Raw genomic sequence first — 20,458 nt, forward strand, 5'->3', positions numbered from 1 at the left:
AGCGATACCTGTCGAACGACAGATATTACGAGCCCGGTGAGGTCCGCGATGAGCCAACCGCAGAACGTTGCGCCACCCGCCCAACCCCCATTCCCGTCCGGCCGCGCCGACGCGGCCGCCCTTGCTCAGGCCGAGAGCCTCGCCGCCCTCGGCTACCGTCAGGAGCTGCGCCGGGGCGTCGGCTCCTTCTCCTCCTTCGCCGCGGGGTTCTCCTTCGTCAGTATCCTGACAACTGTCTTCCAGCTGTTCGGCCTGGGCTTCGGCTTCGGCGGCGCGGCCTTCTTCTGGACCTGGCCGCTGGTTTTCGCCGGCCAGCTGCTCGTGGCGCTGAACTTCGCCCAGTTGGCCGCGTGGTGGCCGGTGTCCGGGGCGATCTACCAGTGGTCTACGCGGCTGGCCGGGAAGGGGTTCGGCTGGTTCACCGGCTGGGTGATGATCGTGGGCCAGGTCCTCACTGTCGCGGTGGCGGCGGTCGCCCTGCAGGCGGTGCTGCCGAGCATCTGGGACGGGTTCCAGGTCGTCGGTGGCCGGCACGCCGACCCCACGCCGACGTCGTCGACCGGCGCGCAGAACGCGGTGCTGCTCGGCTGCGTCCTGCTGGTCGTCACGACGGTCGTCACCATCGTGTCGGTGCGCGTCATGGCCCTGGTCACCAGCGCCGGCGTGGTCGTCGAACTGGTCGGCGTGACGGCGCTCATCGCGCTGTTGTTCTTTCTGCCCAAGCGGTCGGCGACCGTCGTACTGCACACGACCGGAGCAGCCCCGGGCGGCTCCTACCTGTTCGCGTGGCTGGCTTCGGCGCTGATGGCCGCATATGTGCTGGTCGGCTTCGACGCCGCCGGCGAGCTCAGCGAGGAGACCCGGGCACCGCGCCGCACGACGCCGAAGACGATCGTGCGCGCCGTCGCGGTGTCGGGGCTCGGCGGTGGGCTGCTGATCCTGGCCGGGCTGATCGCGGCGCCGAGCCTGACCGACGGGGGCCTGGCCTCCGGCGGGTTGGCCTGGGTGGTCTCCGAGCGGTTCGGGCCGGTGCTGGGACGGTTGCTGTTGTGCACGGTGGCGGTAGCGGTGTTCGCGTGCACGCTGGCCTGCCAGACGGCCGGGTCGCGGATGGTGTTCTCGATGGCGCGGGAGAACGCGCTGCCGTTCTCGCGGGCGCTGGCGAAGGTGTCGCCGCGGACGGGGACGCCGGTCACGGCGAGCCTGGTCGTGGGAGCCGGGGCCGCGGCGGCGCTGGTCGTGAACATCGGTCAGACGGCGCTGTTCACGGCGTTGTCGAGTCTGTGCATCGCGATGCTGTATCTCGCGTATGTCGGGGTGACCGGTCCGCTCCTGTGGCGTCGGCTGACGGGGTGGACCGCCCAGTTCGACGGTGGGCGGGACGAGGATGGACGCGCCATCTTCAGCCTGGGCCGGTTCGGTGTCGCCTGCGGGGCGGTGGCCGTGCTCTATCAGGCCGCGATGGTGATCAACCTGTTGTGGCCCCGGGCCGCTGTCTACGACACGACCGGGCATACATGGTGGCTGCGATGGTCGGGGGTCCTGTTCATCGTCGGGGCTACCGCGGGCGGTGGCCTCTACTATGCGGCGACGCACCGGCGGCACCGCGCGGTCGGCGGGATCGTGATCGCAGCGGTGGCCGAGGCGGTGTCATGACCACTCGCCAGACGGACACCGTCGCCGCCGCCCGCAGCGACGCGCGGGCCCAGGCCGTGTCCGTCGCCGCGACGGCCACGAAGTCCATGCCGTACGTCCCCGCCGCGACGTCTCCCAACATCCCGCCGGACGTGTCACCAGACGCCCTGACCTGGGCCGAGACTGTTCCGCCAGCGGCCTACACCCACCGGGTGGTCGCCCGCGGGACGCGCATCCGCCTGGAGGATCCCACCGGCGATGCCTGCGCCCACCTCTTCCTCCTCCGGACCGACGCGCCGTACGAACGCCTCAACGTCGCCGACACTCTCAAGATCCCCTGGCAGGCCTACCTGGGTCCCGGCCATCCACTGCTCTCCGGCGACGGCAGGGTTCTGGCTACTCTCGCCGCCGACACCTCCCGGCACCATGACGCCTTCTGCGGCACCACGTCCGACGCGTGGAACATCGCAAAGTACGGCGACGCCCGACCCGAAGGGCCCACGCCGTCCGGACAGTCGCTCCTGACGCTCGCCGCCGCGAAGCACGGCCTGACGCTTCGGGACCTGGGCCCGACGCTCTCCTTCTTCCAGGGCGTCCGTGTCGCTGAGGACGGCGCTTTGAGGTGGCAGGGCTCCGCCGGTCCCGGCACGTCGGTCGACCTGGTCGCCGAACTGCCGCTCACCGTCCTGGTCGCCAACGTCCCGCATCCTTTGGACCCGCGTCCGGGCTATACCGTCGGCCCCCTGCGAATCCACGCATGGCGCAGCACCCCGACCGGTCCCGGGGACGAATCCTTCACCGCCAGCCCCGAACGCACCCGCGCGTACCTCAACACCCTCGATGACTGGGAGTCCCGCTCGTGACCATCCTCGACTGGTCCGGCTCCCTCGCCCCCGGCGCCGTGGTGCGCGACGACCGGGTCGCGCCGCGCGCCGCGTGGTCGGCGGTCGTGCCGGCCGGGCATGTGCTGACGATCGTCGACGTCGGCGGCAACCAGAGCGCCGACTGCCTGCTGTTTGACGCCGCCGACCCGGCCGAGCGCTATAGCGCCCCGGACACGCTGGGCTGGTCGGGCGACGCCTATGTCCGCACCGGCACGGTCCTGCGGTCCAACCATGGCAACCCCCTGATGACCGTCGTCGGCAATGAGGTCGACCGGCAGGACACGATCGGCGGGGCCTGTTCGAAGGAGTCCAACACCCTGCGCTACGGCCATCACGCGGCCGCCGACCACGCCTGTCGGGAGAACTTCCTGTCCGAGGGCGCCAAGTGGGGACTGGGAGCGCGGGACCTGGTGTCCAACCTGAACTGGTTCATGAACGTGCCGGTCGAGGCGGACGGGTCACTGGGGATCGTCGACGGCCTGAGTGCGCCGGGGAAGCGTGTGGCGGTTCGGGCTGATCGGGACGTGCTAGTCGTGGTGTCCAACTGCCCGCAGATGAACAACCCCTGCAATGCCTTCGACCCCACTCCGTTACGCATGATCGTCACCGTCGTCGGGGCCGCCCCCGAGACGGCGCAGGAGGACCTGTGACCCCCCGCTTCGACACCGTCTTGATCGCCAATCGCGGCGAGATCGCTCGGCGCGTGATCCGCTCGGCGCGGGAGCTCGGGCTGAGGACCGTCGCCGTGTTCTCCGACGCCGACCGGGCCGCGCCACACGTCCGCGAGGCCGACACAGCGTTCCGGATCGGTCCCGGGCCCGCGCGCGAGAGCTACCTGCGCGCCGAGGCGATCCTTGAGCTCGCCGTGAGGCACGGCGCGGCCGTGCACCCCGGTTACGGCTTCCTCTCCGAGAACGCGGGGTTCGCCCGATCCGTCGAAGAGGCCGGACTCGTGTTCGTGGGCCCCACGGCCGAGCAGATCGAGGCCTTCGGCAGTAAACACACGGCGCGCGCCCTCGCGGCGGCGGCCGGGGTGCCGATGCTCGCCGGGACCGGCCTGCTGGCCTGCGCGGACGATGCGGTCGCCGAGGCGCTGCGGATCGGGTTCCCGGTGATGCTCAAAGCGACCGGGGGCGGCGGCGGGATCGGCATGGCCGCCTGCGCGACCGGTGAGGAGGTCCGAGAGGCGTTCGACCGGGTCAGCCGGCTGGCAGGCGCCAACTTCGGCACGTGCGGGGTGTTCCTGGAACGGCTGGTCCGGCCCGCGCGGCACGTCGAGGTCCAGCTTTTCGGCGACGGTGCCGGGCGCGTCGCGGTGTTCGGCGACCGTGACTGCTCGCTCCAGCGCCGACACCAGAAGGTGATCGAGGAGGCGCCCGCGCCGGCGCTGCCGGACGATGTCCGGGCCCTGCTGCAGGCCTCGGCGCGGACCCTGCTGACCGGCGTGGGATACCGGTCGGCCGGGACCGTGGAGTTCGTCTACGACCCGATCCGGGCCGAGGCCTCGTTCCTGGAGGTCAACACCCGGCTCCAAGTTGAGCACCCGGTCACCGAGGAGGTGTTCGGGGTCGATCTCGTGGCCCTGATGCTTCGTCTGGCGCGTGATGGCGCCCGCGGGCTCGACGACTCCGTCTTCGGCCCGCACGAGCCGCGCGGCCATGCCGTCGAGGCCCGTGTCTACGCCGAGGACCCGGCGCGTGGCGGTCAGCCCAGCTCCGGGCTGGTCACCGCGGCGGCGTTCCCGGGCCAGGGCACGCCGCCGCTGGCCGGCGTGCGGGTGGACGGCTGGCTGGAGACGGGGATGGAAGTCGGGGGGCACTACGACCCGATGCTCACCAAGGTGATCGCCTCCGGCCCGACCCGGGAGGACGCACTCGACGTGCTGCACGAGGGGCTCCAGGCCTGCCGTGTGGACGGGATCGTCACCAATCTCGGACTGCTCAGGGCGTTGACCGGAGACGCAGCGCTGCGCTCGGCGACGCATTCGACCTCGACGCTGGCCGAAGGCGCGATCGCAGGGGATCCCGAACCGCGTGTGGAGGTGCTGCTGCCGGGTCTGCAGACGACGATCCAGGACCTGCCGGGCCGGGTCGGGTTGTGGTCGGTCGGCGTTCCGCCGAGCGGACCCTTCGACGCGGTGTCCTTCGCCGAGGCCAACCTCGCGGTCGGCAACCCGGCCGGGGCGCCGGGCCTGGAGATCACTGCGGCGGGGCCGACACTGCGTTTTTCGACGGCGACGATCGCCGCGGTCACCGGTGCGCCCTGCGAGGTCCTGCTGGACGGCGAGCCGGTCCCGATGTGGGAGCCGGTGGAAATCGCGGCCGGGTCCGAGCTGGCGGTCGGCGCGGTCGCCGGACCGGGACTGCGGGTCTACCTGGCCGTGCGCGGCGGCTTCGACGTGCCGCGCTATCTGGACAGCGCCTCGACCTTCACGCTCGGCGGTTTCGGTGGCCACGGCGGCCGGGCACTGATGACCGGCGACGTTCTGCGTCCCGGATCACCGGACTCCGACCACCCGCACCCGGCGTTCGCGCCGGGCGAGCGGCTGATGCGGGTCGGGCCGCCGACGCCTGCGCACCGGCGCCCGGCGTTCACCGGCGACTGGGAGATCGCCGTCACCGAGGGACCGCACGCCGCGCCGGAGTTCTTCACCCGCGCGGACATCGAGACCTTGTACGCGTCCTCCTACACCGTGCACCACAACTCCGCGCGGACCGGCGTGCGGCTGCTCGGGCCCAAGCCCGAGTGGGCTCGCCAGGACGGCGGCGAGGCCGGTCTGCACCCGTCGAACATCCACGACACGCCCTATGCCGTCGGCGCTCTGGACTTCACCGGCGACACACCGATCATCCTCGGGCCGGACGGGCCGTCGCTCGGCGGCTTCGTGTGCCCCGCTGTGGTGGCCGGCGGCGACTTGTGGAAGCTCGGGCAGCTGCGGCCCGGCGATACGGTGCGGTTCGTTCCGGTAAGGGAGGAAGATGCGGCGCAGCTCACCGACAACCGCGCCTCGACAGCGGTGCCGCGGCGCGGCGGCGACGGGGATGACGGCGTGCTGGGACGCCTGCCGGCCGAGGACGGCCGCCCCGAGGTGACCTACCGGCGCGACGGAGACGGCAACGTGCTCGTCGAGTACGGGCCGATGATGCTCGACATCGGGTTGCGCATGCGCGTACACGCCCTCCAAGAGGCGCTCGCCTCGCATTCGCCGCACGGTGTCCTCGACGTGACGCCGGGGATCAGGTCCTTGCAGGTCCACACCGACGCGCGGATCCTGCGCGCGACCGATGTGGCGGCGCTGCTGCGCGAGTTGGAGACGATGCTCCCGCCGACCAGCGAGCTGACAGTGCCGTCGCGGACGGTGCGGCTGCCATTGTCCTGGGACGACCCGGCCACGCGCGTCGCGATCGACCGCTACATGGCCGGGGTGCGCGACGACGCGCCCTGGACGCCTTGGAACATCGAGTTCATCCGCAGGATCAACGGCCTGGACTCGGTCGAGGACGTGCGGCAAATCGTCTACGACGCCTCCTACCTCGTGCTGGGGCTCGGTGACGTCTACCTGGGCGCGCCGGTCGCCACGCCGCTGGACCCGCGGCACCGGCTGGTGACGACGAAATACAACCCGGCGCGCACCTGGACCGCTGAGAACTCGGTCGGGATCGGCGGGGCGTACCTGTGCATCTACGGGATGGAAGGGCCCGGCGGTTATCAATTCGTGGGGCGGACGGTGCAGGTCTGGAACCGATTCCGCCGCGGCGGACTGTTCCGCGAGCATCCCTGGGCCCTGCGGTTCTTCGATCGGATCGAGTGGTATCCGGTCTCGGCCGAGGAGCTGCTGGAGCTGCGTGCTCAGGCCGATGCCGGACGCGGCGACTTCGAGACGGTCGAAGGGACCTTCTCCATCGCCGAGTACGAGCGCTTCCTGACGCGTGAGACGGACTCGATCGCCGAGTTCCGGGCGAGACAGAGCGCGGCGTTCGAGGAGGAGAAGGAGCGTTGGCGCGCCTCGGGGGAGTTCGACCGGCACACGGAGCCGGTCGTTGCGAACACGCCGGACGAAGCGGCGGTCGTGGTGCCCGACGGTGCGGTCGTCGTGGCCGCGCCGTTCCTGTCGACGGTGTGGCAGTTGCACGTCGAGCCGGGATCGATGGTCGCGGCGGGGGAGCGGATCGCGGCGGTGGAGGCGATGAAGATGGAGTCGGTGGTGACGGCGCCGTGCTCGGGGCGGGTGCTGGGCGTGTACGCGCAGCCTGGGGATCAGGTCGCCGCGGGGCAGGCGCTGATGGCGATCGGAGTGGCGGCGTGACTTCGAACAACGCCGTCCGGCGGGTCCGCGCCGCCTTCGCCCGGATCCGGCAGGCCGACCGGCCGGAGGTCTGGATCAGTCTGCGTCCGGAACCCGAGGTTCTGGCCGAGGCCGCGAGGATCGATGATCGGATCGTCGCGGGGGAACGGCTGCCGCTGGCAGGCCTGGTGTTCGCCGTCAAGGACAACATCGACGTTCTCGGCCTTCCCACGACAGCGGGCTGCGCCGCGTATTCGTACCGGCCGACGCAGGACGCCGCATGCGTCGCGCGCCTGCGTGCCGCGGGCGCGATCGTCATCGGCAAGACCAACCTCGACCAGTTCGCGACAGGCCTGGTCGGAACGCGCAGCCCCTTCGGCGCGGTCCGCAACGCCTGGGACCCGGCCCGGATCTCCGGCGGCTCGTCCTCGGGGTCGGCCGTCGCCGTGGCGCTCGGCGAGGTCGACTTCGCCCTCGGCACCGACACCGCCGGCTCCGGGCGGGTGCCCGCCGCGCTGCAGGGTGTCGTCGGGATCAAGCCCACCGTGGGTGCGGTGCCCACGTCCGGCGTAGTCCCGGCCTGCCGTTCGCTGGACTGCGTGACCGTGTTCGCCCCCGATGTCACCCTGGCGCGCGCCGTCGCTGAGGTGATGGGCGACCCGGCACCGTCGTCCCGGGCGTTGCCCGCGCGTCCGCGCATCGCCGTCCCGCTCGCGGCACAGTTGTCCGGCCTGGCCGAGGGCTGGCTGGAGGCGTTCGCGGCGGCGGTGGCCCGGCTCCGCACCTGCGGTGTGGAAATCTTCGAGGTCGATATCGCTCCGCTCCTGGAAGCCGCCGACCTGCTCTACGGCGGTGCTTTTGTGGCCGAACGTTATGCGGCTGTGGGCGAGTTCATCGAGAACCATCCCGACGCAGACCTCGATGCGACGGTCGCCGCGATCATCCTGGCTGGCGCGGCCCCGAGCGCCGCGGACCTGTTCGGCGACCGCGAACGTCTGGAGCAGCTCGGCGCCGAAGGGCTTGAGGTCTTCGACACCTGCGACGCTCTGCTGACCCCGACCACGACAGGCCACCCCGAGCTTGCCGATGTGCTCGACGATCCGGTCGGCGCGAACAGTGGCCTGGGCCGGTATACGAACTACGCGAACCTGTTCGGCCTCGCCGCGGTCGCCATCCCGGCTGGGCTCGTCGACGGACTGCCCTTCGGTGTCATGTTCACCGGTGCGCCGCGCTCCGACGCAGCCCTGGCCGAGCTCGCCGCACGTTTCGCCGCGCCGCCGGTCCAGATCGCCGTCTTCGGGGCACACCTTCGCGGCCAGCCGCTCAACCGGCAGTTGGTCTCGCTCGGCGGTGCGTTCACCAGGGATGTCCGGACGGCTCCGGCGTATCAGATGTTCGCGCTCCGGACTGTTCCGGCCAAGCCGGGCCTGGTCCACAGCGGTGCCATTCGAGGTGCGTCGGTGGCCGGTGAGCTCTGGACCCTTCCCGCCGCCGGCTTCGCCGAACTCGTCGCGAGTCTTCCGCGACCGATGGCGATCGGCTCGGTGGAGCTCGCAGACGGTGAGTTCGTGCCCGGCTTCCTGTGTGAACCGTCAGCCCTCGACGGCGCCGAGGACATCACTGCGGCCGGTAGTTGGCGCGCTCACCGGGCGGCCACGCCAGAATGACCATCATGGAGAAGACGTCACGCGCGGGCCGCCCGCGTGCGGTTCCCGACGCCGCCCCGGAGCTGCCGCCGCGCGAACAGATCCTGCTCGCTGCCGCCGGGCTGTTCGTGGGTCAGGGCTTCGGCGGCACGTCGACGCGCGCCATCGCCGACGCCGTCGGCATTCGGCAGGCGTCGCTGTACTACCACTTCGCCGGAAAGGACGACATCCTCGCAGAGTTGTTGAACCGCTCGGTGCGCCCCAGCGCCGAGCTCGCGCGGCGCCTGGAGGAGCGGGCGGGCCCTGACCCGGCGGTCTCGGCGGCGGCGCTGTACGCGCTGGCCGCGACGGACACGGAACTGCTTGCACGCGCGCCGCACAACATCGGCAGCTTGTATTTGACACCGGAGGTGCGCGACCCGCGGTTCGACGAGTTCCGAGCGCTGCGGGAGGAGCTGCAGGAGGTTTACGGGCGGCTCGGTGGTAAGGCCGGACAGCTGGCTCCCGGTGCGAACGCGGTACCGGTTTCGGTGCTCGGGGCACTGCTGATCCAGGTGGTGGAGGTGGTCATCCCGTTGCGACGGCTGGGCGGGTCCGAGCTGCCGGTCGAGCCGGCGGTGGTGGCGGAGGCGACGCTTCGGATGGCCGGCCTCGGTCCGGCGGAGATCCAGGCAGCGGCGGCGCGGGCCGCGGGGCTGCCGTGAGCCGGTGAAGACCCGGGCTCGCGGCTGGGCGGCTCACCCTGGCTGCCGGCTGCTTGGCGGGGCATGTCACTGCCGACGCGAATCCCGATCATGGCGACGTCGTCGGCCGGCTCTGTCGTGGCTTTCTAGATGTCGAGGATGAGGGCGACTGTCGCCGGGCTGATGATGAACCGATCAGAGGCGTGGTGCGCCGCGTCGGCCGTGTCGGCGGGACCAGTCGTGGCGCCGTGGCGCAGGGAGGGTGACTGCCGGGCGAACCGGAAAGCGATCCCGCACACTAACGAGGCCACGAAGCGCCGCGCGCTCTTCGAGCGTGTCCGGGATGCATTGTGGCGTCACGCCGAATTGGCGTAGGCAGGAGTCCGATGCAGATCTGGAATTGCAGCAGCGGCGCCGACCCGAAGTGGGTCCTGCCGTAGCAGTCAGCTCCATCCACGGCATGTCAACCTGGTGCGCGGCGACTGGTGTCTGGCCGCCGACGTAGCGGCGTTCGACCAGGTATTGCACGGGTAGGGCGTGAACCGCCGATACCGCTTCGGTATCGGCGGCCACGACTGGAACGCCTTCGACGACCTGACCGACTTCCTGGTCTACGCCTACGGCGGTGGCCCGGCTGCCAGGGCCTGCGGCAGTGGGGGCTGACCGCCGCTGGGACTCCAGCCCGCAAAGGCTCCGGCCCCGCAAACTCCAGCTGGCAGCAACTCCTGACCGCGGAGACTCAGCTGGCAGCCGGCCCTCGCGACCGCGATCTTTCGTCGGCGCGTTGCCCAAGTCCTGTGAGGACTGCATGACGCCGTCGCTCGGGCCGGGATGCCGCTGAAACCGTTGTGCGTCAGTCCTCGACAGCCTGGTACACCGCAGTCCAGAAGTCGTGCATGAGCCGTACCGAATCCGGTGTCGACGCTCCTACCTGAGTGAGCAGGATCCCGATGATCCCGTTCACCGGGTCGGCGTAGGTGGAGGCACCGCTGCCGCCGTCCCAGCCGAACTGACCGATGGGCGCGTAGTCTCCGCGGTAGGTGCGCACCGCCATGCCGAAGCCCCAGCCGCCGTGTTGTCCTTGGCCGAAAGAGATGTGGACGTTGTCCCGTGCCAGTGCCCCGCGCGCGGTCTGCTGTTCGGGGGTGAGCCGGTTGGTGGTCATCAGCTCGACGGCCGCCCGGGACAGGATCCGCTCGTGCCCATGCCGTCCGTGGTTCAACAGCATCCTGAAATAGGAGTGGTAGTCGTCGGCGGTGGAGTTCAGGCCACCGCCGCCGCCCTCGAACGCCGGGGGCTTGCTGTGGCGTCCGCCTTCGGCCTCGTCCCACACGTGGAACTCGCCGGTAGACGGGTCAGGTGCGTACAGCGGCGGGAGGCGGTGGATCTGGTGGGCGGGGACGTGGAATCCGGTGTCCTTCATACCCAGCGGTTCAAAGACGCGCTCGGCGAGGAAGGTCCCGAACGGCTGTCCGGTGACGCGGGCGACGAGCACGCCTAGCAGGTCGCTCGCGATCTGGTACTGCCAGCGCTCGCCGGGCTGGTACATCAGCGGCAGGGTGCCCAGGCGGCGCATCCACTCGTCCGGCTCCGGCATCGGCGTCGGCAGATTCGGCGTGATTCCGGCCTCGAAGACCGCGGCCATGATCGGCGTGCCGATCACCGTCATGTCCATGCCGAGCCCGAAGGTGGAGGTGAGCACGTCCCGTACGGTGATCGGCCGGCGCGCCGGCACCGTGTCGTCCACCGGGCCGTCGATCTGCCGCAGCACCTGACGGTTCGCGAGCTCGGGAGCCACGGCTCGACGGGATCGTCCAGCCGCAGCCGGCACTCGTCGAGCAGGACCATCGCCGCCGCGATCGAGACCGGCTTGGACGTCGAGGCCATGCGGAAGATGGTGTCCCGGCGCATCGGCGCCCCGCCGTCATGGCGCGTCGTCCCGATCTCCTCGACATGCGTCTCGTCGCCGCGGCTGATCAGGGCCACGAGCCCGGGGATCTTTCCGGAGTCGACATGGCGGTCCAGCACCTCGCGCAGTCTGCGCAGTCCCGCTTCGGTGAAGCCGTCGTGGCGGCCGGTGAGCGCGACGGACATGGTGGTGTGCTCCTTACGCAGGTGGACAAGTCGTGTGTGTGGCACGAGCTTCGGTGCGACGACCTGCGTGGGACAACTGTCGTGCGCCGCAGACGAGGGTGAACGGCTCTACCGGCAGGCAGCCCGACCTGGTCTGTCGCGGCGACGGAGAGGTGTTGCAGAGTTGCCCCACGGCGGGGCGGGGCACCGCGACGCGGGCTGAATCCGGTCATGCCGCTGCGATGCAGGCTGCATTCGGTCACCGACGGTGCGCCGTCGTCGTGCGCCGATCAGGTCGGCACGGCCGACGACGGGTTGTCGTCCGTAGACGGCAGGTCGCACGCGGCCAGCGCCAGCCCGCGCCGTGCCTGCTCGGCGACCCACCGATAGCCGCGCGGCTCCGCGATGTCGAGGCTGCGGCGGAAATGGTGCGCTGCCCGGTCGCGGTCGCCGGCGGCCAGGCAGATGCGGCCGAAGGCCTCGCGCGTGTAGAGCTCGTGGTGAGGTTCGCCGTTGTCCACGGACCAGGTCGTCGCGGCTTCGCCCTCGTCCAGGGCTTCGGCGTGGCGGCCCAGGCGGCTCAGGGCTTCGGCGACGTCGCCACGGCCGGCGGCCGCGTTGGCCTCGTGTCCGGTGGCGCGGGCAACGGCTGCCATGGCGTGGAAGGTCTCGAGGGCTGCCTCGGCGTCGTCCTGCACCAGGCGAGCATGGCCGAGCAGACGCAGAGCCGTGATGCGCAGCATCGGCTCGTCGGCTTCGGGCATGGCCAGAACGGCCTGCGCCGCCTCGGCGGCATCGGCCGCGCGGCCCATCCGCACCAGGGCGTAGCCGCCGCCAAGACGCGCGAAGGCGAGTTGCTCCGAATACCGGTCGGTTTCCGGTACTGCGCGGGCCGCGTCGCGGAGCTCCAGCACGCGCACGAAATCGCCGCGGTCCTCCGCGATCCCGGCCAGGCGCCACAGGCCCTGGAGACGCAGGGAGACGTCGGCGAGCTCGGCCCCGATGGCGAGCACGGCCGCGAAGTCCGCCTCGGCGTCCGCGAGCCGCCCGGCGAAACGGTTGGCGACGCCTTGGAAATAGCGCACCTTGGCCAGTTCCTTCGGGTCGGCGCGCCGCTCGGCGGCGCGGACGCCGGCGGCGGCGATGCGGTACCACGGGTCCATCTCGCCACGGCGTCCGAGGAAGGCGCCGATCACGAGCGCGAACTGCACCGTGGCCTCGTCCTGGCCACGCTCCGCGGTCAGCTCGACGATCCGCAGCACGGTGGCCGCCTCCGTGTCGAACCAGGCCATGATGCGCGCGACGGTGTCGAGCTTCGGAACGTCCTTCGCCATGTACCCCAGAGGGGGCAGCCGTTCGAAAGTCGGCTCCAGGACCTCCCGCCCCGCCTTGACGCAGTGCAGGTAGAAGGCGGTCAACCGGTCCAGGGCCGCGTTCCGCTCCCCGGCTGCGGTCTCACATCGTGCGATCTGCCCAGCGCGTTCCCGGATGAGATCGTGGAACCGGTAGCGCTGTGCGCCGGGTTCTTCCAGCAGGTTCGCGTCGACCAGATCGTCCAGCAGGACGCGCGCTTCGGACGCGTCCAGGTCGGCCAGTGCGGCGGCGGCGTGCAGGCCGACCACCGTTCCCGGGAAGACGCCCAGCAGCCGGAACATCCGACGTTGCTCGCCGCTGAGCCGGGCCAGCGAGGCGTCGATGACCTTGTCCAGGCCCGCCTCGTCGGTCGGCGCGGGATTGTCCAGCAGATCGGCGATCGACCACGACGGCCGGTGCCGAAGCCGTGCCGCCGCGACCCGGATGGCCAGCGGCAGGCCGCCGTAACGCCGCATCAGCTCCGCGACGGTTTCCGGATCGGCCGCGGTCCCGGGGCCCAGCGCGGACCGGAACAACTCCGCCGCGTCGGACGCGTTCAGCGGAGTCAGCGACAGCGGTTCCACCCCGTCGAGGCCGACCATGCGGTTGCGGCTGGTGACCAGCGCGGTGTTGCGGCCGGCGCCCGGCAACAGAGCCCTGACGTGGTCGGCGTCGGCCGCGTTGTCGAGCACGACGAGCGCGCGCCGTCCGGCCAGTTCCGAACGCCAGAGCGCGGCACGTTCCTCGAGCCCGTCGGGAATGCGGCCGGCGGGCACCCCGAGGGCGCGCAGCAGGGCCAGCAGCGCCTCGGGCGCGGGGACGGGCTCGCGGCCGGGAGTGAAGCCGTGCAGGTCCACATACAGCTGACAGTCGGGGAACTCGGACGTCATCAGGTGTGCGACGTGCACCGCCAGCGCCGTCTTGCCGATGCCGCCCATCCCGTCGATCGCCACCGTGTGCCCCGCGCGCGCCAGGCGCACGAGCGCGTCGACCTCGTCGCGCCGGGCGGCGAAGGCGGCCACGTCACGTGGCAGGTCGTTGCGCGGTGCCGGGCGTGCGGGTGGCTTCTCCGCGTCGAACGGCCGCCCTGGCGCGCGCCGGCCCCGGTCCGCCGCCTCCCAGAGGGGACGCAGCGGCCGGGGATCGTGTCCGGTGACCCGGCACAGGGCGACCACGACGTTCCACGAAGGCGTCGCCTGGCCGGACAGATAGCGCGACAGCGAGGAGTTGCTGATGCGGGTGGTCCGCTCGATGTCGCGCAGGCTGCGCCCGGACTCGGACTTGAGCCGGCGCAGCGTCACAGCGAGATCGTCGTTCACCGTGCCGTGTATATCAGCAGCTTTGCGTTCTGGGCCACTGGTCGGGTCGCTCTTACAGACTGCGGGCGGTGATGTCGCCGTAGGCGGTGGTGGCGTGGATGAGCAGTTCGGCGGTTCCGGTGGCGTTCCGCAGCGAGTTGTGGATACGGCCATGGCCGGTGCCGGCGTCCAGCGCCGCGGAAACGCCGCGGGCGGCACCGATGGACAGCGATCCTGACTGCGTGCGCAACACGACGGTCCCGCGAACCGCCTCCCCGATCACGATGTCACCGCGCCGAGTGCTGATCTCCGCCGCGCCACCCAGCCGGCCCACAGCGATGCTGCCGTCAGCCAGCACGAGGCAGGCGTCGGCGGCCTCCTCAAGGTCGATCGAGCCGGTCGCGCCCTCGAAGGCGACCTCGCCGAGCCGCCCGGCACCGCGCAAGTCGGCGACCGCGGCCTTAGCCTGGACCCGGGAGCCGGCGGGCAGGTGGACGGTGACTGTGACGGACCCGGAATCGCCGATGAGGCGATGTTCGGCGGCCTCGGCTTCGACGCGGAGGACGCCGGCGTCGTAGGCGACCTGCATATGCTGCGCCGCCTTGACGTCACGATTCCGCGAGGCGTCAGCAGGCAGGATCTCGACGGTCGTGTCGCGGCGTTCGGCGGCGATGAGGCGGATGGCGCCGGAGGGGATCTCGAGGATGACGGTGATCGGTTCCGGTGTTTCGATGGGTTCCGGTCCGACTGTGTCGATCGGAGAGGTCGTGGTGGCGTGACTACTGGGTGCGGATGCGTTCATAGTGCCGATCATCAGAGCCGCCATGCTCCCGGCCACAGGGCGGATGGGACAGCGGGGCAGGGAGAACCGCAGGCACCTCAGCCCACCAGCAGACCGCACCTTCTGCTCGAGTGCCCCGGATTTGCCCCACATGGGACGGTGCCGGATCGGCGAGCTGTCGAGGCGCTCGCATGCGCGTCCTGTGTTGTTCTCCTGAGCTTGTTCTTCAAGTGCGCCACGAGCGGGGCATGTGCCGGCGGACCGGCTCGTAGTAGCGGTGAAGCCCCACGGTGGGCGACCGGGTCGCGCAGACCGTGGTGGCGATGACGTCGGTGCTCGCGAGCCAGGGCGAGATCGGCCAGGGTCTTCACCGGGCCGTTGGTGCACAGCAGCGCGTCGGCGAGTTCGAACAGCGCATCACCACGCGCGGTGAGGCAGTCGTAGAAGCTGGTACGGAACCCGGACAACACACCCAGGGCCTCGACGCGGGCGGCGGGAACCTCGAAAATGGTGACGCCGGTCTCCTTGTGGGCGTGTGCTCTTGGCCGAACACACAGCATCACCTGGAGACCGCTTCATCGTCAGGGCAATGAGAAACTCCGACACGGAACGATCATGTCGGGGTTGAAGAACAAGCTCAAGACCGGTGTGCCGAACTGGGGCCGGCACACCGTGCCGGCCCCAGCGGTGCTGGATCAGAGGGCGGGGAAGGCCGGGAAGGAGCAGCTGGGGACGCTGCCGCTGCCGGAAATGGGACTTACCTTCACGCCGGAGCCCGATGGCGTGATGTTGGAGTTGTAGACGCCGATGTTTGCGTACGCGGCGGTGGTGCTCGTCGCGTCCAGCTTGATGTTCTCCAGCTTCAGGCCCAGCGGGTGCGAGGCGTCGTAGCCCTCGAGCGTCGACTTGGCGCTGGAGGCGGAGTGGACCGCCGCCACGCCGTTGAGGGTGATGTCGGCGAAGTTCGGGATGGAGGATCCGCTGCCGCCGCCGCTGTAGTGCGGGTCGATGACGATCAGGTCCTTCACGCCGGTCATGCAGATGTTCTGGTAGACGATGCCGGTGACCAAGCCGCCTCGGTCGGCGGCGCTCTTGACGTGCCGCTGCCGCCCTTGGCCGACGCGGCCAGCTGCCACCAGGTCTGGCTCGTTCCGAGCATCGCCTGGCCGCCGCGCCCGTCGACGATGCCCTGATGGCCGGCGGAATCCCTGGTGCCCATCAGGCCGGCCCCGGAGCCGGCCAGCGCTATGAACGGCTTGCAGCCGTTGTCGCTGGAGCCGATCGTGCCGCACTTCGCGCCGCCGGAGACCTGGTAGTCGGACGGCTTACGCGACGCGTAGAGGGTCACCCCGGAGTCGACCAGCAGCACCTCGTTGGCACCGATGCTTAGCGGTCCGCTCAAAAAGGCGCTGTGTCCGTTGCTCGCCTTCAGTTCGACGGCCTTTCCGGTGCCGGCGCACTGATTCAGCGCGGCCTGGATGCGAGCTGTGTCGGGTGCGGCCGCCTCAGTCGCGGCCGGGAACACCTCGTTGCTGGCCGACAACTGCGCCGGCACCGGCACACAAGTGCTCGGCACGCTCGGCTGAGCAGCGGTGGAGCCGCTCACCGCTCGGGCTGCGATGTCGGACGTCGTCGTGTGAGCGCTTACAGTAGGTGCCATGCTGACTGCCAGCACGAAGGCGAGCGCGGAGGAGGCTTCGGCGGTACGCGACCGCACGAAAAGGGTGGATGGCTTCATGAATCCTGTCCTGGGATGAAGGGGATACCGAAGGCTGAGCCGCAGCGGCCCAACCGGAGACGCCCCAGCCGAAGACGCCTTAACCGGAGACGACCGGCGTCCAGTCGCCGAAGTACGCCGCGACGGTGTACGAGGCCGCCTGCTGACTGGTCAGTTGGGGCACGTCCGCGGCGACGTCGGCAGCTGCCGGGCCGATGTTGCGGTACTCGGAGTAGCGCGCGTCGGTCCACTTGAAGAACGGGCTGGACCAGTTCTCGTAGTGGGCCGGGGAGATCGCCGCACCGAGGTAGGTGTTGCGGATCGTCATCTGGGCCACCGGGTTCGTGGTGCCGGTGTGCCGCCACGGCCGGCTCAGGTAGTCGGCTCCGGCGGCGAGGGAGCCGTCCAGGTTGTCGATGCGGCTGTTGTCGATCAGGTATCCGCGGGAGAACGCGGTCGGCGTGTCCGGAGCGCTGACCGACCCGCCGGGACGGCCGCGGAGTATGTCGATGGTGTCGCGCTCGAAGACCGCGGTGGCCGAACCGCAGACGAAGTCGATCGACCCGGCTATGTAGTCGTCGACGAAGTACTGCCGGGCGGCGGGAGGGTTGGCGGGTGCGGGTCCGCTTTTGGCGGGCGGGGTGGGGGTGCCGTCCTCCGCGAAGCACTGGTTGGGTGCGAAGTCGTCGGCGTATGAGGAGGCGAAGACGGTGTCCTGGACGCCGAGGAAGCGGTCGTGCGCGAAGATCGCTTTGTCGGCGACCGCTTTGACCGCGACCGCCTGCGGGCCGCGCGCGGCGGTGGCCGGATCCGCGGCGCGGTCGAAGGCGTTCGCGACGGTGATGTTGTATGCCTCGAAGCCGTTGCCTGCGACGGTGAGAGTGGCGGAGCAGTCTGTGCCGTAGAGGTTGCCGTCGGCGGCGATGGTGCCGTGGGCGAGGTTGTCCTTGAGGACGATTTGGCTGGCGTCGCCCAGCCCCGTAAAGGTCAGGTTCGGCTTGTCCGCGGGGATGTAGACCTGGCCGGTATAGGTGCCCGGCGCGATCTTGATCAGGGTGTGGTGTCCGTTCGTGCCGGGCGCTGCGGCGTTCACAGCAGCCTGGATCGACGTGAACGTGACCACCCCGCGCGGGCCGGGCGTCCCGGTCGGAGCGACCAGGAACACCTGCTGGTGCTGTCCGGCGGCCGCCGATCGCGTGTCGGCCGTCGCCGAGGTGGAGGCTGTGGCGGTGACTGCGAGTGCGGCCACCGCCACAGCCAGGCCCTTGATGAAGGATGCTGCCATGCCCTTGTCGTCGGCGCGTGTCATCGTCTGTGTCCCCCGGGCTGATGGGTCGGGACTTGCTGATCGATGGTCCGGTAACCCGTGCGGACGACCACCCCGGAATGAGGGTGAAAGGCGGCCGTCCGCACGGGAGCCATACGCCGTGCTTCGTCGTGCGTCGCCGTGGATTGATACAGCGCATCGACACAGCACGGAAGTGGATCAGCGCGTCATATATGGCATGCGGTGGAACGTACCTGTCACATGACATGCCGTCAACGCTCTTGATGCGCCAGGTCACGAAGGAGCAGGCCCGCAGGTCTCCGGGCCTGCGCACGGTCGTGAAACGTACATCATGTGCCGTTCACGATGACTTGCGGATCGTCGTCCCCGGTGAATCAGAGCTAGCCAACGCCTCGAGCGGCATGTACTCTCCCGTCGCAACGGTAGGTAGCAACGCCGTTACGCGGTCCGCATGAGGGTGACGGCCGCGCATGTGACAGTCCATCTATCTCGAGGACAGGGTTCATGCGAAAGATCACCCCACCGTTCCGTCCGCTCGCCTCCCGGACCGGCGTCATCGCCGCCGCGGCCCTGGCGATCAGCAGCCTGACAAGCGTCGACGCCGATGCCGGCAGCGTGGCCACCGGCGACAGCCGCTCGGTCCACCAGCCGACGCTCCCCGGCGTCTGCCAGCCGCTGAGCGCCACCCTGGCGACCAGCAACGAGCAGTTCTCCAGCACTGCCGAGGCCAACCCGCCGGACACCTCCCGCATCCAGAACGCGCTCAACGCGTGCAAGGGCACCGGCAAGTCCGTCCTGCTGACCTCCAGCGGTGGCAACAACGCTTTCCTGTCTGCGCCGCTGACCGTCCCGGCCGGCGTGTACCTCGTGGTCGACGCCGGCACGACGCTCTACGCCACCCGCGTCGCCAAGCAGTACCAGTCCAGTTCCTCCGACGTGTGCGGCACGATCGCCAGCAGCGACAACGGCTGCAACCCCTTCATCAAGATCACCGGTGCAAACGCCGGCGTAGAGGGCGTTCGCAACTCCTCCGGCAGCCAGGGCACGATCGACGGGCGCGGCGGCCAGACCATGTGGGGCACGAGCACGTCATGGTGGCAGCTCGCCCACAACGCCGACCTCCAGGGCAAGAAGGAGAACAACCCCCGGCTGATCTATTTCTCCGCCGCGAACAACGCCACGCTCTACGACATCAACCTGACCAACGGCGCGTTCTTCCACGTCACCTACAAGAAGGGCAACGGCTTCACCGCCTGGGGCGTGCGCATCAAGACCCCGGCGACCGCCCGCAACACCGACGGCATCGACCCCGACGCCTCCACCAACATCACCATCACGAACTCCTACATCCAAGACGGTGACGACGGCATCGCCATCAAGGGCGGCAGCGGTGCGGTCTCGAACGTCACCATCACCAACAACCACTTCTACGGCACCCATGGCATCTCCATCGGCAGCGAGACCAACGCGGGTGTGAGCAACGTGCTCGTCGAGAACAACACCGTGCAGGGCACGGACAGCGCCGGCAACGTCAGCACGCTCAACAACGGGCTGCGGATCAAGAGCTACCCGGGCAAGGGCGGCACCGTGTCGACGATCACATACATCAACACCTGCGAGACCGGCGTCTCACACCTGATCGAGCTGAACCCGCGCTACTCCTCCGGCAGCGGCTCCAGCATCCCGGAGTTCAGCAACATCCTGGTGAACGGGCTGACGGCCGTGAACTCGGTCTCCGGAGCCCAGTCGATCGTCGAGGGTTACGACTCCTCGCACATCACCGGTCTGACCCTGCAGTACGTCAACCTCGACCAGACCGCCTACACCGCCGCGTACGCCAACGTCGGCGTATACAACTCGAACCTGTCGCCCGCCTCCGGCACCGGTGTGAAGCTCACCAAGCTCAGCTCCCCGGTGACCAGCGGCAGCGTCCCCTCCTGCTCGTTCCCCGCCTACCCGAACCTGTAGCCGAAACCCGCGGCGGGTTGCGCGAAGTCCCGGGCTCTCGCGCAACCCGCCGGTGTCGTCCAGCGACGTTGACACCAGACCTTGATCGGCGCGTAACAGCATTGACTCACTGCGGTCCACGCTCTACGCTCGCGTCACATCTCATATATGAGATCTTCGTTCCAGTCTCTTGGGAGTCCTCGTGTCCGATGTCCTCCTGTCCGCCGGGCGATCACGTCCCGGAGCCTTGCCGTCCCGCAGCGAGGCGGTGTTGGAGGCGATCAAGCATGCGATCCTGACCGGTGAGTTGAAGCCGGGCCAAGCGCTGGTCGAGACCGAGCTCGCGGCACGACTCGGGGTGTCCAAGACGCCGGTCCGCGAGGCGTTCAAGACCTTGGCCGGCACCGGGCTGATCGTCATGAGCACGTACAAGGGCGCGTCGGTCCGGGAAATCGACCGCGCACACGCGCGGTCCATATATGACATGCGACTGCTGCTGGAGCCGGTCGCAGCCATGCGGGCCGTCGCCGGTCACCGGGACTGGTCAGCGGCCCGCCGAGCCCTGGACACGGCGGCCACGGCGGCGGACGCGGCCGAACGGTCGCTCGCGAACCGGGTGTTCCATCGGGAGATGTATCTCGCGTGCGGCAACCCACTGCTGGTGCGGACGCTCGACGACCTGCGCGACCAGACGGCGCTGGTCTCCGCCGCCGCGTGGGCCCAGCGGCCGTCCTGGAAGCGTGAGGCGGCCGAGCACCAGGCGATCCTCACAGCGGCCGAGCAGGGCGCCACCGAAGAGGTCAGAGATCTGATGCGCAACCACATCGCCTCCTTCGTGGCGCGCAACTTCCCCGAAGTCGAAGCGTAG

At 70.0% G+C, this 20,458-nt stretch carries 14 protein-coding genes and 2 pseudogenes; 9 read left to right on the forward strand and 7 right to left on the reverse strand.

The window, feature by feature from the left end:
- Positions 1-48 precede the first annotated feature (48 nt).
- From ABD466_RS05810 to ABD466_RS05840, 7 genes are all read left to right on the forward strand, one after another.
- Positions 49-1,656: an amino acid permease gene (locus ABD466_RS05810; protein ID WP_344655882.1), complete on the forward strand. Its 1,608-nt coding sequence runs from the start codon at positions 49-51 to the stop codon at positions 1,654-1,656.
- The gene (locus ABD466_RS05815; protein WP_344655883.1) at positions 1,653-2,498 is read left to right on the forward strand and encodes an urea amidolyase associated protein UAAP1; all 846 of its coding nucleotides are present in this window, start codon (positions 1,653-1,655) and stop codon (positions 2,496-2,498) included. Before ABD466_RS05810 ends, ABD466_RS05815 begins: the two co-directional genes overlap by 4 nt.
- Entirely contained in the window at positions 2,495-3,169 is a 675-nt protein-coding gene (locus ABD466_RS05820; RefSeq protein WP_344655884.1) for an urea amidolyase associated protein UAAP2, read from the forward strand. Before ABD466_RS05815 ends, ABD466_RS05820 begins: the two co-directional genes overlap by 4 nt.
- On the forward strand, positions 3,166-6,825 hold the full coding sequence (gene uca, locus ABD466_RS05825) for an urea carboxylase (RefSeq protein ID WP_344655885.1): 3,660 nt from the start codon (positions 3,166-3,168) through the stop codon (positions 6,823-6,825). Before ABD466_RS05820 ends, uca begins: the two co-directional genes overlap by 4 nt.
- On the forward strand, positions 6,822-8,471 hold the full coding sequence (locus ABD466_RS05830; protein ID WP_344655886.1) for an allophanate hydrolase: 1,650 nt from the start codon (positions 6,822-6,824) through the stop codon (positions 8,469-8,471). The genes uca and ABD466_RS05830 overlap by 4 nt, the downstream gene beginning before the upstream one ends.
- Positions 8,472-8,476: 5 nt before the next feature.
- Positions 8,477-9,154, forward strand: a complete 678-nt coding sequence (locus ABD466_RS05835) for a TetR/AcrR family transcriptional regulator (RefSeq protein ID WP_344655887.1) — start codon at positions 8,477-8,479, stop codon at positions 9,152-9,154.
- A 516-nt stretch (positions 9,155-9,670) separates the two neighbouring features.
- A complete protein-coding gene (locus ABD466_RS05840) occupies positions 9,671-9,796 on the forward strand; it encodes a hypothetical protein (RefSeq protein ID WP_344655888.1) in 126 nt (41 codons plus the stop codon).
- 190 nt (positions 9,797-9,986) lie between these two features.
- Here the strand turns inward: ABD466_RS05840 and ABD466_RS05845 are convergent.
- The 7 genes and pseudogenes from ABD466_RS05845 to ABD466_RS05875 all read right to left on the reverse strand — a co-directional run bounded on the left by ABD466_RS05845 (position 9,987) and on the right by ABD466_RS05875 (position 17,664).
- Positions 9,987-11,227: pseudogene (locus ABD466_RS05845) on the reverse strand (serine hydrolase domain-containing protein).
- A 269-nt stretch (positions 11,228-11,496) separates the two neighbouring features.
- Complete coding sequence (locus tag ABD466_RS05850; RefSeq protein ID WP_344655889.1) at positions 11,497-13,878, reverse strand: helix-turn-helix domain-containing protein; 2,382 nt, start codon at positions 13,876-13,878, stop codon at positions 11,497-11,499.
- A gap of 52 nt (positions 13,879-13,930) precedes the next feature.
- Entirely contained in the window at positions 13,931-14,659 is a 729-nt protein-coding gene (locus tag ABD466_RS05855) for a DUF4097 family beta strand repeat-containing protein (protein WP_344655890.1), read from the reverse strand.
- A gap of 305 nt (positions 14,660-14,964) precedes the next feature.
- A pseudogene (locus ABD466_RS05860) lies at positions 14,965-15,147 on the reverse strand (NF041680 family putative transposase); the annotation flags it as partial.
- A gap of 186 nt (positions 15,148-15,333) precedes the next feature.
- Positions 15,334-15,675 (reverse strand): hypothetical protein, encoded by a 342-nt coding sequence (locus ABD466_RS05865; protein WP_344655891.1) that lies wholly within the window; start codon positions 15,673-15,675, stop codon positions 15,334-15,336.
- Complete coding sequence (locus tag ABD466_RS05870) at positions 15,672-16,376, reverse strand: glycoside hydrolase family protein (protein ID WP_344655892.1); 705 nt, start codon at positions 16,374-16,376, stop codon at positions 15,672-15,674. Before ABD466_RS05870 ends, ABD466_RS05865 begins: the two co-directional genes overlap by 4 nt.
- A gap of 79 nt (positions 16,377-16,455) precedes the next feature.
- Positions 16,456-17,664 (reverse strand): pectinesterase family protein, encoded by a 1,209-nt coding sequence (locus tag ABD466_RS05875; RefSeq protein ID WP_344655893.1) that lies wholly within the window; start codon positions 17,662-17,664, stop codon positions 16,456-16,458.
- A 483-nt stretch (positions 17,665-18,147) separates the two neighbouring features.
- Here ABD466_RS05875 and ABD466_RS05880 point away from each other — a divergent pair, with 483 nt between their 5' ends.
- Both ABD466_RS05880 and ABD466_RS05885 read left to right on the forward strand, forming a co-directional pair.
- Complete coding sequence (locus ABD466_RS05880; protein WP_344655894.1) at positions 18,148-19,611, forward strand: glycoside hydrolase family 28 protein; 1,464 nt, start codon at positions 18,148-18,150, stop codon at positions 19,609-19,611.
- A 181-nt stretch (positions 19,612-19,792) separates the two neighbouring features.
- Positions 19,793-20,458, forward strand: coding sequence for a GntR family transcriptional regulator (locus ABD466_RS05885; protein WP_344655895.1), 666 nt, complete (start codon positions 19,793-19,795; stop codon positions 20,456-20,458).

Source organism: Catenulispora subtropica (assembly GCF_039531675.1).
Lineage (GTDB): Bacteria > Actinomycetota > Actinomycetes > Streptomycetales > Catenulisporaceae > Catenulispora > Catenulispora subtropica.

Excerpts from the sequence above, each read along its gene's own strand:
- ABD466_RS05810 (WP_344655882.1), top strand. The coding sequence starts at position 49 with ATGAGCCAACCGCAGAACGTTGCGCCACCCGCCCAACCCCCATTCCCG.
- ABD466_RS05815 (WP_344655883.1), top strand. The coding sequence starts at position 1,653 with ATGACCACTCGCCAGACGGACACCGTCGCCGCCGCCCGCAGCGACGCG.
- ABD466_RS05835 (WP_344655887.1), top strand. The coding sequence starts at position 8,477 with ATGGAGAAGACGTCACGCGCGGGCCGCCCGCGTGCGGTTCCCGACGCC.
- ABD466_RS05855 (WP_344655890.1), bottom strand. The coding sequence starts at position 14,659 with ATGAACGCATCCGCACCCAGTAGTCACGCCACCACGACCTCTCCGATC.
- ABD466_RS05865 (WP_344655891.1), bottom strand. The coding sequence starts at position 15,675 with ATGACCGGCGTGAAGGACCTGATCGTCATCGACCCGCACTACAGCGGC.
- ABD466_RS05870 (WP_344655892.1), bottom strand. The coding sequence starts at position 16,376 with ATGAAGCCATCCACCCTTTTCGTGCGGTCGCGTACCGCCGAAGCCTCC.
- ABD466_RS05875 (WP_344655893.1), bottom strand. The coding sequence starts at position 17,664 with ATGACACGCGCCGACGACAAGGGCATGGCAGCATCCTTCATCAAGGGC.
- ABD466_RS05880 (WP_344655894.1), top strand. The coding sequence starts at position 18,148 with ATGCGAAAGATCACCCCACCGTTCCGTCCGCTCGCCTCCCGGACCGGC.